Annotated in this window: 15 protein-coding genes; 5 read left to right on the top strand and 10 right to left on the bottom strand. The window is 70.5% G+C overall.

Translation table 11 applies throughout. The annotated features are described in order from the left end of the window. Positions 1-85 precede the first annotated feature (85 nt). Entirely contained in the window at positions 86-1,828 is a 1,743-nt protein-coding gene (locus GGQ83_RS09765; protein ID WP_184383571.1) for a ShlB/FhaC/HecB family hemolysin secretion/activation protein, read from the bottom strand. Positions 1,829-2,224: 396 nt separating this feature from the next. Between GGQ83_RS09765 and GGQ83_RS09760 the strand changes: the two genes are divergently transcribed. The 4 genes from GGQ83_RS09760 to GGQ83_RS09745 all read left to right on the top strand — a co-directional run bounded on the left by GGQ83_RS09760 (position 2,225) and on the right by GGQ83_RS09745 (position 7,137). After that, positions 2,225-3,325: a Bug family tripartite tricarboxylate transporter substrate binding protein gene (locus GGQ83_RS09760; RefSeq protein ID WP_184383570.1), complete on the top strand. Its 1,101-nt coding sequence runs from the start codon at positions 2,225-2,227 to the stop codon at positions 3,323-3,325. A 66-nt stretch (positions 3,326-3,391) separates the two neighbouring features. Further along, positions 3,392-4,495 (top strand): Bug family tripartite tricarboxylate transporter substrate binding protein, encoded by a 1,104-nt coding sequence (locus tag GGQ83_RS09755; protein WP_184383569.1) that lies wholly within the window; start codon positions 3,392-3,394, stop codon positions 4,493-4,495. 52 nt (positions 4,496-4,547) lie between these two features. After that, complete coding sequence (locus GGQ83_RS09750; RefSeq protein WP_184383568.1) at positions 4,548-6,521, top strand: tripartite tricarboxylate transporter permease; 1,974 nt, start codon at positions 4,548-4,550, stop codon at positions 6,519-6,521. 28 nt (positions 6,522-6,549) lie between these two features. Further along, positions 6,550-7,137: an invasion associated locus B family protein gene (locus tag GGQ83_RS09745; protein WP_184383567.1), complete on the top strand. Its 588-nt coding sequence runs from the start codon at positions 6,550-6,552 to the stop codon at positions 7,135-7,137. A gap of 1 nt (position 7,138) precedes the next feature. Here GGQ83_RS09745 and GGQ83_RS09740 read toward each other — a convergent pair whose 3' ends face one another. From GGQ83_RS09740 to GGQ83_RS09705, 8 genes are all read right to left on the bottom strand, one after another. Continuing rightward, the gene (locus GGQ83_RS09740) at positions 7,139-7,888 is read right to left on the bottom strand and encodes a sulfite exporter TauE/SafE family protein (RefSeq protein WP_184383566.1); all 750 of its coding nucleotides are present in this window, start codon (positions 7,886-7,888) and stop codon (positions 7,139-7,141) included. 89 nt (positions 7,889-7,977) lie between these two features. After that, positions 7,978-9,108 carry a type III PLP-dependent enzyme gene (locus GGQ83_RS09735; protein WP_184383565.1) on the bottom strand — a complete coding sequence of 377 codons (1,131 nt, stop codon included), beginning with the start codon at positions 9,106-9,108 and terminating at the stop codon, positions 7,978-7,980. 362 nt (positions 9,109-9,470) lie between these two features. Next, entirely contained in the window at positions 9,471-10,154 is a 684-nt protein-coding gene (locus GGQ83_RS09730; protein ID WP_184383564.1) for an ABC transporter ATP-binding protein, read from the bottom strand. Further along, a complete protein-coding gene (locus GGQ83_RS09725; RefSeq protein ID WP_311727760.1) occupies positions 10,151-11,395 on the bottom strand; it encodes an ABC transporter permease in 1,245 nt (414 codons plus the stop codon). Before GGQ83_RS09725 ends, GGQ83_RS09730 begins: the two co-directional genes overlap by 4 nt. After that, on the bottom strand, positions 11,392-12,417 hold the full coding sequence (locus GGQ83_RS09720) for an efflux RND transporter periplasmic adaptor subunit (protein WP_184383563.1): 1,026 nt from the start codon (positions 12,415-12,417) through the stop codon (positions 11,392-11,394). The genes GGQ83_RS09725 and GGQ83_RS09720 overlap by 4 nt, the downstream gene beginning before the upstream one ends. Before the next feature lie 44 nt (positions 12,418-12,461). Continuing rightward, positions 12,462-13,280 (bottom strand): GNAT family N-acetyltransferase, encoded by an 819-nt coding sequence (locus tag GGQ83_RS09715; protein WP_184383562.1) that lies wholly within the window; start codon positions 13,278-13,280, stop codon positions 12,462-12,464. Beyond that, a complete protein-coding gene (locus tag GGQ83_RS09710) occupies positions 13,277-13,723 on the bottom strand; it encodes a Fur family transcriptional regulator (RefSeq protein WP_184383561.1) in 447 nt (148 codons plus the stop codon). Before GGQ83_RS09710 ends, GGQ83_RS09715 begins: the two co-directional genes overlap by 4 nt. A gap of 41 nt (positions 13,724-13,764) precedes the next feature. Further along, positions 13,765-14,196: a MucR family transcriptional regulator gene (locus GGQ83_RS09705; protein ID WP_184383560.1), complete on the bottom strand. Its 432-nt coding sequence runs from the start codon at positions 14,194-14,196 to the stop codon at positions 13,765-13,767. Positions 14,197-14,266: 70 nt separating this feature from the next. Between GGQ83_RS09705 and GGQ83_RS09700 the strand changes: the two genes are divergently transcribed. Then, a complete protein-coding gene (locus tag GGQ83_RS09700) occupies positions 14,267-14,536 on the top strand; it encodes a sulfurtransferase TusA family protein (protein ID WP_311727757.1) in 270 nt (89 codons plus the stop codon). A gap of 7 nt (positions 14,537-14,543) precedes the next feature. Here GGQ83_RS09700 and GGQ83_RS09695 read toward each other — a convergent pair whose 3' ends face one another. Further along, positions 14,544-15,179, bottom strand: coding sequence for a DNA-3-methyladenine glycosylase family protein (locus GGQ83_RS09695; RefSeq protein WP_184383559.1), 636 nt, complete (start codon positions 15,177-15,179; stop codon positions 14,544-14,546).

The following is a 15,179-nucleotide window of genomic DNA, read 5'->3' as shown; positions in this document are numbered from 1 at the left end:
TGAGCCATGCTCTTCTGGGCCATGCTCGGTTGCTCCAGCATCGGGCCACGGCCATCCTGGCCGGGGGCGGAAGGGTTGGGTCGGCTCAGAACCGCATCAGGGCGCGCACATAGCCCGCCGTGGCGGCGAGCGGCGACACCGCGGCCCCGCCCGCATCCACCCGGCGGGTGATGCGGTGCGCGGCCTCGATGTCGAGGTGGAAGACGTCGTTGAACACCGTGCGTATCCCGCCACCGAAGGATTCCACGCGGCGGTCGGGGTCGGTGGGCAGGTTCTCGTAGGTCCGGCCCGCATCGTAGAACATGTAGAACTGCGCGCTGTGCCGGATCTCGGTGGGCTGGCCCGGGGTGAATTCCAGCGTGAAGTTGGGCAGCCGCAGGTCGAGCTGCGCCTCCAGCGCGATGGCGACCGCGCGGTCGCCGCTCACCTGGCCCGTGTAGAAGCCGCGGCCGATGCGGTTGCCGCCCAGGAAGTATTTCTCCGCCGCCGGCAGCACGGCATCGCTCCATTGACCGGCCAGCGTGCCCTGCAGGCTGAACAGCGCGTTCTCGCTGATGGCAAGGAGCGGCTGGGTGCGTGTCAGCTCGCCCGAGATCTTGGTGAAGCCCGCATCGCTGCCGCGGCGCGAGGGGCCGGGCAGGCTGCCCGCGCGCGTGGCGCCCAGCGCCGCGATGCCCTGGTGCAGGCGCACGAAGCCCTGGGTGGTGGCGGCCGCCGGCGCGAAGGACAGCAGCGTGTCGCGGAAATTCCCGTCGAAGCCCGCGCGCAGCACGCGCAGGCTGTCATGGCTGGCCCGCACGGCCGGGGCCGAGCCCGTGTCCACCGTGTTGTCGAAGATGTCGAACTGGGCGCCGACCGTCAGGTTCGCGGCCCGGCTGCGGATGACGGGGTAGGAGAGCGCCGCGCCCGCCGTGGTGGTGAAGCCCGCATAGCCGATCTCAGCGAGCGGCCCGCTGGGCGTGGTGCGCCCCGCCCCCGCATAGAGCCGCACCCGCAGGCCGGAGCCGCCCACGAAGAATTCCGTCGTCGCCTGGCCGAAGAGGGATTCCCCCTCGGCCGAGGTGAAGAAGGCGGCCTCCGTCCGCTCGCCCAGCGAGGTGAAGGAATTGGCCTGGGCAAGTGCGAGGAACTGCACCGGCCCCGTCAGGCGGAAGCCGCGGTTGTCCACCGTCAGCAGCCCCGAGTAGGGGCGGCGCGAGACATCGGCCAGCAATTCCAGCTCACCCGCCACGCCGCCTTCCAGCGGGCGCAGCACGCCGCGCACGGTCACGCCGGGCACGTCGCCCGCCAGCAGCAACGCACGCTCGATCCGCGCGACCGAGGCGGCACCCTCCGACACCGCGCCCTGCAGGAAGCGCAGCACCTGTACGCCGGCGGGGCCGATATCCTGGCTGAGGCGCACGCGCGCGATGCGCCCCTCGCGCACCGTCACGCTGAGGTCGAAGCCCTCGGCGGTGGGCTCGCCGGTGATGGCCACGCTGATGAAGGGATAGCCGGCCTGTCGGTATTCGGTCAGGACCGCGATGCGCGCGGCCTCGATCTCGGCCTGGCTCACCTGGCGGCCCGCCAGCCCCGCGACATGGCGTTCGAGCCGCGCGGCCGGCAGGGTCTCGTTGCCGGTGAGGCTGACGCGGGCGATCCGCACATCGGGCGCGCCCGGGGCGATGGGCGTGGCGGTGATGGCCGGACCTTGCAGGCCGGGCGAGAGGCGCGGCGGGGCGGGGGGCGCGATGTCGCGCAGCACCTCCTGCGGCGCAATGGCGGGCGGCGCGATGGCGGGCGGCGCGGGCTGGGCCTGGGCCATGACCGGCAGGGTCGCGACGAACACGGCAAGGGCCAGGCTTCGGCGCGGCGCGAACCGATGGCGGCCGCGCCGCAGGCAAACTCGCGAACCCCCCATCGTGACCCCCCCGCATCGCCTCAGCTTACCCGCAACATTCGGCGCCCATCAGGCAAGTATTACGCCAGACTGGCGTTATTCTACAGAAGCGCAATGGGAAGACACGTCCAAAGTGTACGTCTCGGGCACCTCGTCCGCACTTCAACCCATGGTGGTGTTTTCTGCCTGCCCGCCTTCGCTCCGTGCCTGATATGACCGGACGTGCGGAGCCGCGGGCTACATGCAATCCTGGCTTGACCCTGGCGCATCCGCCCGGCAACCCTGCAACAAAGCCCCCCGGCGCGCCGGCCCGGGCGAGAAGCCGATTCCAGGGAGACCTCCATCATGACCTCCATCACCCGCCGTACCCTGATGGCCGGCGGCGCCGCCCTCGCCTCAGCCCCCGTCGTGGCGCAGGCCCAGACGCGCGGGGATTCGCGCGTGGATTTCAGCGGCCGCACACTGGAATGGGTGATCCCCTTCGCCGAGGGCGGCGGCAGCGATGTCTGGGCGCGCTTCCTGGCCCCCTTCCTGTCGCGCCATATGCCGGGCCGGCCCACCATCATCATCCGCAACGTGCCGGGTGGTGGCTCCATCACCGGCACCAACGACTTCTACGCCCGCGCGCGGCCGGATGGGATGAGCTTCATCGGCACCTCCGGCTCCACCCAGGTGCCCTTCCTGCTGGGCGACCGGCGCGTGCGCTTCAGCTACGCCAACATGCCGCCCGTCTTCGTCTCGCCGACCGGGGGGGTGTGCTACCTGCCCGCGCGCTTCGGCGTGGCCAATGCGGCGGAACTGGGGCGCCTGCGCGGGCAGGAGCTGGTCTATGCCAGCCAGGGGGCGACCTCGCTCGACGTCGTGCCCATGCTGGCCTTCGAGGCGCTGGGCCTGCGCGTGCGCCATGTCTTCGGCATGCGCGGCCGCGGCGAGGGGCGGCTCGCGCTCGAGCGCGGCGAGGCCAGCATCGACTACCAGACCAGCTCCGCCTACCTCCGCCAGGTGGTGCCCATGGTGCAGGCGGGCAACGCCGTGCCGCTGTTCTCCTGGGGCGTGGTGGACGCGCAGGGCGTGCCGCAGCGCGACCCGACCTTCCCCGACATTCCGCACTTCACCGAAGCCTATGAGATGATGAACGGGCGCAAGCCCTCGGGCCTGGCCTACGACGCCTACCTGGCCTTCGCCACCGCGGGCTTCGCGGCCCAGAAGCCCGTGATGCTGCCGCCCAACACGCCGGCCAACATCGTGGAGACCTACAAGGCCGCCTTCGCCTCGATGATGACCGACCCCGAATTGCTGGCGAACAAGGACGCGGCCCTTGGTGAATACGTGCAGGCCACGGGCGATGCCATCGGGCCGCTCTATCGCCTCGGCACCACCATCGCGCCCGAGGCACGGGAATGGGTGCGCACCTACCTGACGACGAACCACAACGTGCGCTTCTGACGCGCGCGGCGGGCGCGCCTGGCAGGTGCGCCCGCCACCAAGAACAAATCAAGGAAGGACAACGCCATGACGAAGCTGCATGACCGCACGCTGCTTGGGCGCCGCACGCTGCTGGGGGCCGCGGGGGCCGCCACCTTCGCCGCGCCCGCCATCGCCCAGGCGCCCGTGAGTTTCGCCGGCCGCACCATCGAATTCGTGATCCCCTTCGCCGAGGCCGGCGGCAGCGATGTCTGGGCGCGTTTCCTGGCCCCCTTCCTGGCGCGGCACTTGCCGGGCCAGCCCAATGTCATCGTGCGCAACGTGCCGGGCGGCGGTTCCATCACGGGCAGCAATGACTGGGCGCAGCGGGCGCGACCGGACGGGTCGAGCCTCTTCGGCCCCTCCGCCTCCACGCATCTGCCCTTCCTGCTGGGCGACCGGCGGGTGCGCTACGACTACGCGAACTGGACGCCCGTCATCGTCTCGCCCACCGGCGGCGTGGTCTGGGTCTCGACCCGCACGGGCATCACGGACGGTGCGGACATCGCGCGCCTGCGCGGGCAGGAACTGGTCTTCCCGAGCCAGGGCGCCACGGGCTTCGACCTCGTGCCCATCCTGGCGCTGCACCTGCTGGGGCTGAACGTGCGCTACGTCTTCGGCATGCGCGGCCGCGGCGAGGCGCGCATCGCGGTGGAACGCGGCGACGCCTCCATCGACCACCAGACCACACCCGCCTATCTCAGCCAGGTGGTGCCGCTGGTGCAGGCGGGGCAGGGCGTGCCGCTGTTTTCCTACGGCCTGCCGGACGCGCAGGGCGTGGTCCAGCGCGACCCCTCCTTCCCCGACATCCCGACCTTCGAGGAAGTGTATCAGCGCATGCACGGCCGCGCCCCCTCGGGCCAGGCCTATGAGGCCTATCGCGCTGCCTCCACCGCGGCCTTCGCGGGGCAGAAGCCGGCCGTGCTGCTGAAGTCCACGCCGGCCCCCATCATCGCCGCCTACCGCCGCGCCTTCGAGGCCATCGTGGCCGATCCCGAGCTGAAGGCGCGGGGCGAGGCCGTGCTGGGCGTGTATCCGCAGGCGGTGGGCGATGCGGCGGACAGCCTCTACCGCCACGCCACCACCATCTCGCCCGAGGCGCGGGAATGGGCACGGAACTTCCTGACCACCACCCACAACGTGCGCTTCTGAAACCGCCGGCTGGGGGCGGCGCGGCCCCCCGCACCCACCGAAAGCCCCCCGCATGCTGGACCTGCTGCTGAGCACGTTGCTCGACCTGCTCACCCTCAAGCACATGACCTTCATGATGGTGGGGGTGACGGTGGGCCTCGTCATCGGCGTGCTGCCGGGGCTGGGTGGCATCGCGGGGCTGTCGCTGCTGCTGCCCTTCATCTACGGCATGGACCAGACCTCCGCGCTGGCCATGCTGATCGGCCTGGTGGCGGTGGTGCCGACGGCCGACACCTTCTCCTCCATCCTGATGGGCATCCCCGGCTCCTCGGCCAGCCAGGCCACGGTGCTGGACGGCTTCCCCCTCGCCCGGCAGGGCGAGGCGGCCCGCGCCCTGGCGGCGGCCTTCTTCGCCTCCATGCTGGGGGGGATGTTCGGCGCCATCGTGCTGACGGCGGCGGTGCTGGCGGCGCGGCCCATCATCCTGGCCTTCGGTTCGGCCGAATTGTTCATGCTGACACTATTTGGATTATCCACCGTGGCGGCGCTGTCGGGCGGCAACCTCGCCAAGGGGGTGGCGGCGGCCTGCCTGGGCCTGGCCTTCGGGATGATCGGCGCGGCACCCGCCACCGGCGAATACCGGATGGATTTCGACACGCTCTATCTCAGCGATGGCTTGCCGCTCGTCATCGTGGGCCTGGGCATCTTCGCCCTGCCCGAGATGTTCGACCTGCTGCGCGGCGGCGGCGCCATCGCGAAGCAGGGGCAGAGCCTCGGGCGCGGCTGGTTCCAGGGCGTGCGCGACGTGATCCGCAACCCGGGCCTGGTGCTGCGCTGCTCGGGCATCGGCGCGCTGATCGGCGCCATCCCCGGCATCGGCGGCAGCGTGGTGGACTGGATCGCCTACAGCCACGCCATGCAGACCTCGAAGGACCGCAGCCAATACGGCAAGGGCGAGATCCGCGGCGTCATCGCCCCGGAATCCGCCAACAACGCGGTGCAGGGCGGCGCGCTGCTGCCCACGCTGCTGTTCGGCATCCCGGGCTCGGGCTCCATGGCGATCTTCCTGGCGGGGATGATCCTGCTGGGGCTGCAGCCCGGCCCCGCGATGGCCGAGCGTGACCTTGGCATCACCTACACCATCATCTGGTCGCTCGCGATCGCGAACCTGCTGGGCACGGCGCTGTGCATCGCGCTGGCGCCGGGCATCGCGAAGCTGACGCTCGTGCGCTACACGCTCATCGCGCCCTTCATGGTGATGGTGCTGTGCTTCGCGGCCTTCCAGGCGACGCGCAGCTACTACGATCTGCTGGCGCTGCTGGCCGTCGGCGTGCTCGGCGTCTTCATGCGCCGCTTCGGCTGGTCGCGCCCGGCCTTCCTCATCGGCTTCGTGCTGTCATTGGGGGCGGAGCGTTACCTCTACCAGGCGGTGCAGTTCTCGGGCTGGGACTTCCTGACGCGGCCGCTGGTGCTGGTCATCCTCGCCCTCACGCTGCTCTCGCTCTGGGCGGGTCTGCGCAAGAGCAGCGGTTCGGGCGCCATCAACACCGAGGGCGCGGCCGAGGACAGCCGCGCCTCCCGCATGTGGCCGCAACTCGCCTTCGCCGCGGTGGTGCTGGGTCTGTTCGTCTTCACCTTCGCGGAGGGGATGAAGAACTCCTACCTCGCCCTGATGTTTCCCGTGGCGGTGGCCTGCGTGGGCGGGGCCTGCGCGCTGTGGGTGCTGTTCTGGCAGTCGCGCGGGGCGGTGGCGTCGGGCAGCGCCAATTTCGACACCGAGGCCCAGGCCAAGGATTACGGCCCATGGCCCTTCCTGGGCTGGTTCCTGGGCATCGTGGCGTTGACCGGGCTCATCGGCTTCTTCGCGGCGCTGGTGCTGTTCTTCCTGGCCTTCCTGCGCGTGGTGGCGCGCTGCCCCTGGTGGCAGGTGCTGGTGCTGACAGGTGCGGCCTGCACCTTCATCCTGGTGCTGGCCTCCTCCCTTAACCTGCTGTTTCCGGGCGGCGTGCTGCAAGCCTATCTGGACCTGCCCTGGCCTTTGCGCTGACCATGGGACCAACCGACCAGGAGCCTTCATGAAGGTCAAGCTGCTACTCACCCTCGCCTTGCTGGCGGCGCCCATGACGGCGCTGGCGCAATCACGCCAGGCCGCGCCCGCGCCCGCGGCGCCCCCGGCCACGCCGCCGGCGGCGCCCGACCGCACCTCCGCCGCCTATGGCGACTGGACGCTGCGCTGCGAAACCACCCGCCCCGCCGGCCAGCCCGCCCAGCGCCTGTGCGAGATCGCGCTCACCTTCACCGATGCCCGCAACCAGCCCGTCGCGCAGATGGTGATGGGCCGTACCGCCCGTGCCGAGCCCATGCGCGTCATTCTCCAGGTGCCGCTGGAGGTGCGGGTGGAGGAGGCGGCGCGCCTCCAGGCCGACCCCGCCGCGGCCGCGGGCGAGGCGTTGAGCCTGCCCTTCAAGCTGTGCTCGGTGGCGCGCGGCGGCTGCTTCGCCGAGGCCGAGCTGCCCAATGACGCCGCGCTCCGCCGCCTGCGCGCGCGCGGCGATGCGCCGGGGCGCGTCACCTTCCGCGACAGCGCGGGGCGGGAAATCCACCTGACCATGAGCCTGCGCGGCTTCGGCGCGGCGCTGGACGCGCTGGGGCGGGAGGGCTGAGCTACCCCAGCAACAGCCTGGCGCCCGAGACCAGCAGGATCAGCGCCAGGACGATGCGCAGCCCCCGGTCGGGCAAATAGCGGCTGCCCAGCACGGCCCCCGCCACGCCCCCCAGCGCGACCGCGACCAGCCAGAGCGGCAGGGCAGGGGGCATCTCGCCCCACCAGGCGAAGGCGCCCAGCAGCGCGGCGCCGGAATTCATGAGGTTGTAGACGGCCGTCAGGGCCGCGGTCTGGCGCGCCGTGGCCCAGTTCATCGCGAGGATCACGGGGGCGAGGAACACGCCGCCCCCGGTGCCGGTCGTCCCCGAGACGAAGCCGATCACCGCGCCGGTGGCGAGTGCGGCGAGGAAGGTCGGGTGGCGGGGCGCAGCCTCGGCCGTCTCGGCGCCACGCAATGCCGACCGCGCCATCTGCGCCGCCGCGGCCACCAGCACCAGGCCCACCACGGGGAAATACAGGCCGGGCGGCAATTGCACCGCACCCCCCAGCAGCGAGAAGGGAAAGCCCAGCGCCGCATAGGGCCAGACGTGGCGCCAGGAGAGCCGCCCCGCGCGCAGGAACAGCGCGGTGCCGATCGCGGCGACCAGCAGGTTCAGCGCCAGCGCCGCGGTCTTCATGGCCAGCGGCGCGAAGCCCAGCCAGGCCATGAGCGCGATATAGCCCGTGGCCCCGGCCTGGCCGACCGAGGCATAGACCAGCGCGATCAGGAAGAAGGCCGCGGCGAGGGGAAGCGCGTCTGAATCCGGCATGCCGTAGCGTCACTCCGCCGCAGGGGCCCGGCAAGCGAAACGGGGGAGGCGCGATGCGCCTCCCCCCCATGCGGCTCAGACCCTGAGGGTCAGATGTAGTGCTCGGCCAGCGGCGTGAAGCCGTTGAACTTCTGGCTGGCATAGGTGGTGACGTAGGCGCCGGTCGCCAGCATCTCCACCTTGTCACCGTCGCGCAGCGCCATGGGCAGCCGGTAATTGCTCTTCTCGTAGAGCGTGTCCGTGCTGTCGCAGGTCGGCCCCGCGATGGTGACCGGGCCCTCCGACGCGCCATCATGCGGCGTGCGGAAGGCATACTTGATGGCCTCGCCCTCGGTCTCGGCCAGGCCACCGAAGCGGCCGATGTCGAGATAGACCCAGCGCACCGGGTCTTCCGCGCCCTTGCGCGAGACGAGCACCACCTCGGCCTGCACCACGCCCGCATCGGCCACCAGGAAGCGGCCCGGCTCGATCACGATCTCGGGCAGGGAGTTGCCGAAATGCTTGACCATGGCGCCCATGATGGCCGCGCCGAAATCATCGATCTCGGGCACTTCCGCCTTGTAGCGCACCGGGTAGCCGCCGCCGAGGTTCACCATGCGCACCTTCACGCCGGCCTCCTCGAGGTCGGTGAAGAGCATGGCGACCTTGGCGATGGCCGCCTCATAGGCCGCGGTCTGCGTCTGCTGGCTGCCCACATGGAAGGACAGGCCGAAGGCGTCGAGACCCAGTTCGCCCGCGCGGATCATCAGCGCGCGCGCCATCTCGACCTCGCAGCCGAACTTGCGGCTGAGCGGCCATTCGGCGCCGTCATTGCCCACCAGGATGCGGCAATAGACGCTGGCACCCGGCGCGGCGCGGGCGAGCTTCTCCAGCTCCGCCTCGCTGTCGAAGGCGAACATCCGCACGCCGGCCGCATAGGCCGCCGCGATGTCGCGCTCCTTCTTGATGGTGTTGCCATAGCTGATCGCGCCCGGCGCGGAGCCGGCGTCGAGGCACATGGACACCTCCTGGAAGGAGGCGGCATCGAAGAAGGAGCCGAGCCCCACCAGGCGCTCCAGGATGGGCGCGGCTGGGTTCGCCTTCACGGCATAATAGATGCGCGCGAGCGGAAGCGCCGCCTGAAGTCGGCGGAAATTGTCTTCCACGCGGTCCACGTCCAGCACGAGGCACGGCGTGACCGGCTGCATGTCCGCGAGATAGCGAGCGACCTTGGGGGTCATCGCACCATCCTCCACTAAATATGTGGAACGCCCCCATCCAAGGGGCCGCCCCAGATTGACGAAACGGTCGAACGAACCAGCGACCAGAAGAAAACCGTGCGCGGCCCCCATCAGGGGCAACACACGGGGTTGCCAGAACGCTTGACGTCGTTGCGTAAACCTTGCGCCGCGGTGGCAAGCCTTAACTTTGGCTCAGCTCCGTGGGCCTGGGGCCAGAGGCACGTGCGTACTGCGTCTTGTGAGGGGGGACATACGCCCTGATTCGCCCCCATGCAAGGGTTATCGGGCCGATTCCGTTCCGCACGCAGGGCTGTTTCCCGCTGCGCGCATAAGGGCTTAACGCTTGCCTTCCTGGGGCTGTTTCAGACCTGCCTGTCCGACACCACCGCCCCATCCACCAGATGCACCCGCCGCGTGGCCCGCGCGGCCAGGTCGGGGTCATGGGTCACCACCAGCACGGTGCGGCCTTCGGCCCGCGTCATCCGCTCGAAGATGTCGAAGACGGCGGCGGCGTTCTTCGTGTCGAGGTTGCCCGTGGGTTCGTCCGCCAGCACCAGCACCGGGTTATTGGCCAGCGCGCGCGCGATGGCCACGCGCTGGCGCATGCCACCCGACAACTGCTCCGGCAGCTTGGCCGCGGCGGGGGCGAGGCCCAGCCCGTCCAGCAGCGCCAGCGCGGAATGACGCGCGGCCTCGCCCTCCAGCGCCCCCAGCTTGCGGATGGGGATCAGCACGTTCTCCAGCGCCGTGAACTCCGGCAGCAGGAAATGGAACTGGAACACGAAGCCCAGGTGCCTGAGGCGCAGCGCCGCCATGGCCGGCGGCGCGAGGCCCACCGTGTCCTGGCCCTCCAGGAGCACCTGGCCCTCGGTGGGCCGGTCCAGCAGCCCCAGCAGATACAGCAGCGACGACTTGCCCGAGCCCGAGGGCCCCGTGATGGCGACGAACTCCCCATGGCCGAAGGAGAGGTTCACGTCGCGCACCAGCGTCACACCCTCGGCCACGAGGCGCCGCGTCATGCCCCGCGCCTCCAGCAGCGGGGTCACGCCGCCCCCCGCACCACCTGCACGGGGTCAAGCCGCGAGGCCCGCCGCGCCGGCACGAGTGCGGCCACCGCCGAGGACGCCACCGCGAAGCCCGAGGCGATCAGGTAGATGCGCCAGTCGCGCGACAGCACGAAGCGGTCCTGCCCCGCCGGCGTGTCCACGCCGAAGCGCACCTGCGCCAGCCCCTCGATCATGGCCGCCCCCAGCGCGCAGCCCAGCACCGCCCCCAGCACCCCCACCACCAGCCCCTGCACCAGGAACAGCCGCTGGATGTCGCCCTCCGCGAAGCCGAGCGACTTCAGGATGGCGATGTCGCGCGTCTTCTCGAACACCACGGTCGAGATGATGTTGTAGATGCCAAACGCCGCCACCAGCAGGATGGCCCCCGTCACCGAATACATGATGGCGTTCTGGATCACGAAGACCGTCAGGATGTTCCGGTTCTGCTCCTCCCAGCTTTCGGTGCGGTTGCCGAAACGCGCCTCGATGCGGCGTGCCATGGGTTCGGCCTGGGTCACGTCCGCCAGCCGCACCAGGATCTGGTTCACCGTGTTGGGCCGGTTCTGCAACACCTGCTGCACCGTCAGCAGCACGAAGCCCTGGCCCTGGTCCACATTCTGGATGCCGGTGCGGAACAGCCCCGCGACGCGCATGGACAGCACCACCCCGGCCGGCGAGATGGCCGAGATGGTGTCGCCCATGCCCACCCCCAGCCGCTGCGCCAGCGCCTCGCCGATGATGATGCCGTTCGCCGTGGCGCGCAGGTCCTCCAGCCGCCCGGCGAACATGTCCTTCTCGATGTTGGAGACGCGCCGGTGCCGCTCCGGGTCCAGGCCCAGCAGCGTGGCCGAGACGTCGCGCGAGCCATAGCGCAGCAGCGCCTGGCCCCCCAGCACGGGCGCCGCGGCGACCCCCGGCATGGCCTCCAGCGTGGCGAGCTTCTCGCCCGCGGCGCGGATGCCGCGGATGCTGTCCTGCGGCCGCACGCCCCGCACGGAGACGGCGCCCTCGGGGCTCGCCAGCATGGCGGCCTGCACCGGCGGCTCGCGCGTTTCGTCCTTGATGGTGATGTGCGGCGCCACGTCGATGATCTGCGCCACGAAATAGGTCTGGAAGCCGCGCATCATCCCCGCGATGGCGATGAAGAAGGCGACCCCCAGCGCCACGCCCAGCACCGAGACCAGCGTCTGCCGCCGCCGCCGCCGCAGCATGCCCCGCGCCAGGTCCAGGATGAGGTTCACGGCGCCCGGACCCGCTGGCCCTCGCGGAAGGAGGGCCGGGCCTCGGCCACCACCGAAACGCCGGGGGCGAGCCCTTCCAGCACCTCCACCGCCCGCGCGCCCTGCACGCCCAGCAGCACCGCGCGACGTTCCAGCCGCCCCTCGCGCACCAGCCAGACATGCCCACGCCTTGTGCGGCCGGGCGGGCTGTCGGCGTCCAGCGCCACGGCGGCGGGAGGCACCAGCAGGGCCTCGCTTTCCTCGCGCAGCACGATGTTGGCCTCGACCGTCATGCCCACCATCAGCGGCGTGTCCTCCGGCAGGGCGAGCCGCACGCGATAGGCCTTGCGCGTGGTGTCGCCGCGCGGCGTGATTTGCGCCACCTCGCCGCGCAGCACCTGGCCCGGGAAGGCATCGGCGCGCAGCAAGGCGGGCTGGCCGATCATGACGCGGGCGATGTCCTCCTCATCCACCTCGGCGGTGATCCGCAGGGGCCGCGTCTCGCCGATCCAGAAGAGGGTGGTGGGGGTGTCCACCACCTCGCCCACCTCGCCATCGCGGCGCAGCACCACGCCGCCGGCCGGCGCCCGCACCACATGGTCGTCGAGGCGCTGGCGCGCGGCCTCGGCGGTGGCGCGGGCGGCCTCGGCGTCGCGCTCGGCGCGGTCCAGCGTGGCGCGGGCCGCGATGTCGCGGGTGACAAGGGCGCGGGTGCGGGACAGGTCGTCCTGGGCGAAGCGGGCGCGGGCCTCGGCCTCCTCGGCCAGGGCACGGGTCTGCCGGTCATCGAGGCGCGCCATGGGCTGGCCGTCGGTGACGCGCTGGCCCTCATCCACCAGCAGGGCGGTCAGGCGGCCACGGGTGGCGGGGCCCACGCGGGCCATCTGCACCGGCTCGACCGAGCCGGTGGCATAGACGGCCTCCAGCGCCGGCCCGGTGGTGACGGGGGCCAGCGCCAGGCGGGGCGCTGCGCTGAACCAGGCCCAGGCCCCGCCGGCCGCGAGCAGCAGCAGGGCCGGCAGGAAAAGGCGATGGCGGAACATAAGCGGGAGGTTAACACGCGGCACGGGGGCCGCCAGACGTTCTCTCAGCCCTTCGGGCCGGACTGGCGCTCGTAATGCTTGAAGTACTTGTCCGTGATCAGGTCGGTCTTCACCACCACGCAGACATCGGTGGTGTTGAACTGGTGGTCCAGCACCGCGCCTTCGCCCACGAAGCCACCCAGGCGCAGATAACCCTTGATGAGCGGCGGCAAGTCCATCAGCGCCCGCTTGGCGTCGTAGCTGCCCTGGGGCAGCTGCTCCATGGGGATGTAGCGCTGGGGCAGGGCGCGGGCGCGGAGGTTCTCGGGCGCCATGTGGTGATGCGCCAGGTAGGAAAGGCGCTCCGCATTCGCGTCGAGTTCCACGCCGGGCAGGCTCGCGCAGCCGAACATCAGCGTGATCTTGTGCCGGAAGACATAGGCCGCGATGCCGCCCCAGAGCAGTTGCAGCGTGCCGCGCGTGCGATAGGCCACATCGGTGCAGGACCGGCCGAGTTCCAGCACCTCGCCCGGGAAGGCCTCCAGCCGCGAGATGTCGTATTCATCGGCGGAGTAGAAGCGCCCGATTCGCCCGGCGGCGGCGCGGCGGATGAGGCGATAGGTGCCCACCACGCTTTCCGGCCCCTCGCCGCGGTCATGGTCCACCACCAGCAGGTGGTCGGCCACCGCGTCATAGGCGTCGGCGTCGAGGCCGCTCGCCTGGGTCGCCGCATCGGCCTGGGCCCCCATCTCGCCATAGAAGACGCGGAAGCGCAGCGCCTGGGCGGCGCGGATTTCCCATTCGCTGGAGGCCACGCGCACGCCGAGATGGCCGGAGCGCAGCTCCTCGAAGTGGAATTCCTGCCCGATCGGTTCGGCCATCATGTGCGACGCCGCGCGCGGGCGGGGGTGGCGGGCGGCGGCGCGGGCAGGCGCCGGCCGAAGATCTCCAGGCGCATCTGCACCAGCTCGAAGCCCAGCCGGGTCGCGATGGCGCGGGCCACGGTGTCGTGCTCGGCATCAGCGAACTCGATGACGTTGCCCGTGTCCACGTCAATCAGATGGTGATGGTGCCCGCGGTCGGCGGGGTCATAGCGGGCGCGGCCGCCGCCGAAATCGCGCCGCTCCAGGATGCCCTTTTCCTCAAGCAGCCGGACGGTGCGATAGACGGTGGCGACGGAGACCCGGGCATCGAGGGCCACCGCGCGGCGGTACAGCTCCTCGACGTCGGGGTGGTCTTCGCTTTCCGAGAGCACGCGCGCGATCAACCTGCGCTGGCCTGTCATCTTCAGGCCGCGCTCGACGCACATGCGCTCGATCCGGGACATGTCGGCGGTGATGGCCGGAGGCTCCTGTCGTTGCGGAAGCCTCAGGCCTTAGCAGACGCCTCGCCCTTGCGCGACTGCGTTCCAAGGCCGATCTTCTTGGCCAGCGAGGAACGGTGGCGCGCGTAGTTCGGCGCGACCATCGGGTAGTCCGGCGGCAGGCCCCACTTCTCGCGGTACTGTTCCGGCGAGAGGTTGTAGGAGGTCTGCAGGTGGCGCTTGAGCATCTTCAGCTTCTTGCCGTCCTCGAGGCAGATCAGATAGTCCGGCGTGATGGACTTCTTCACGGGAACGGCCGGGGCCTTCTTCTCCATTTCCACGGGAGGCGCACTGGTGCCAAGAGACGCCAAGGTCTTGTGAACTTCCACAATCAGACCCGGCAATTCGGCAACCGGAACGGGATTGTTGGACACATGTGCGGATACAATTTCAGCCGTCAAACCCAACAGGTCGGCGGATTGAACATTTTCAACCATGGCGGAATAACCCTCTGACTTCGTCGTGATATAGAGGTTTTCCGCTGCTGGACAAGCAGGGAGATCACTTGTGGCAAGCAATGATGGGCAAAAAAATACCGATTTGGCCGAAATTCATGAAAGTCTTGACGTCACGGCCGATCGTTGCCCCATGACCTTTGTCCGGACCCGGCTGCGTCTGGATCGGATGGCGGCGGGACAGGTGCTCGAAGTCCGATTCGCGGGGGCTGAACCGGCCGAGAACCTGCCCCGCAGCGCGCGGGAACTGGGCCATGACGTGCTGGCACTGGAAATCGACGAATCGGGGATAGCGGGCCGAATGGTGATCCGGAAGAACTGACGCGCCACTACACGGCCAGCGGCTTCACCTTCTTGCCTTCATCGGCCGCGCGCCAGAGATACCAGGCGGCCACGCTGCGCCAGGGGCGGAAGGGCGCGCCCAACTCCATCAATTCGCGCGGCTTGGGTTGCGCCTCCGCGCCCGTCACCCGCCGCCAGCCCTCGCGCACGCCGAAATCATCCACCGGCCAGACATCGGGCCGCCCGAGGGTGAAGATCAGCAGCATCTCTACCGTCCAGCGCCCCACGCCGCGCAAGGGCAGCAGGCGTTCCACCAGCGCCTCGTCGGGCAGGGAGAGCGCCTCGTCCAGCGCCGGCACCTGGCCCGAGACGCTCTTGGCCGCGATGTCCTGGATGGCCGCGCATTTGCCGCCGGAGAAGCCGCAGCCGCGCAGCGCCTCAAGCGGCAGGGCCAGCACGAAGTCGGGCGGCGGGAAGCCCTCGCCAGGGTGCAGCGCGATCAACCGGTTCAGCATCGCCTCGGCCGCGCGGCCATGCACCTGCTGGTGCGCGATGGCCCGCACCAGCGCCTCGTAAGGCGGGCGGGGCAGGGGCGTCAGCGCGCAGGGGCCGATGCGCTTCACCAGCGGGCGCATGGCGGGCACCCGCAGCAGCTTGCGTTCGGCGATGGACCAGTCGTGCAT

This window comes from Roseococcus suduntuyensis (assembly GCF_014196305.1).
Classification (GTDB): Bacteria; Pseudomonadota; Alphaproteobacteria; order Acetobacterales; family Acetobacteraceae; genus Roseococcus; species Roseococcus suduntuyensis.
The sequence above is the reverse complement of the archived record's forward strand: the minus strand, read 5'-3'. Positions and strand labels throughout refer to the sequence as shown.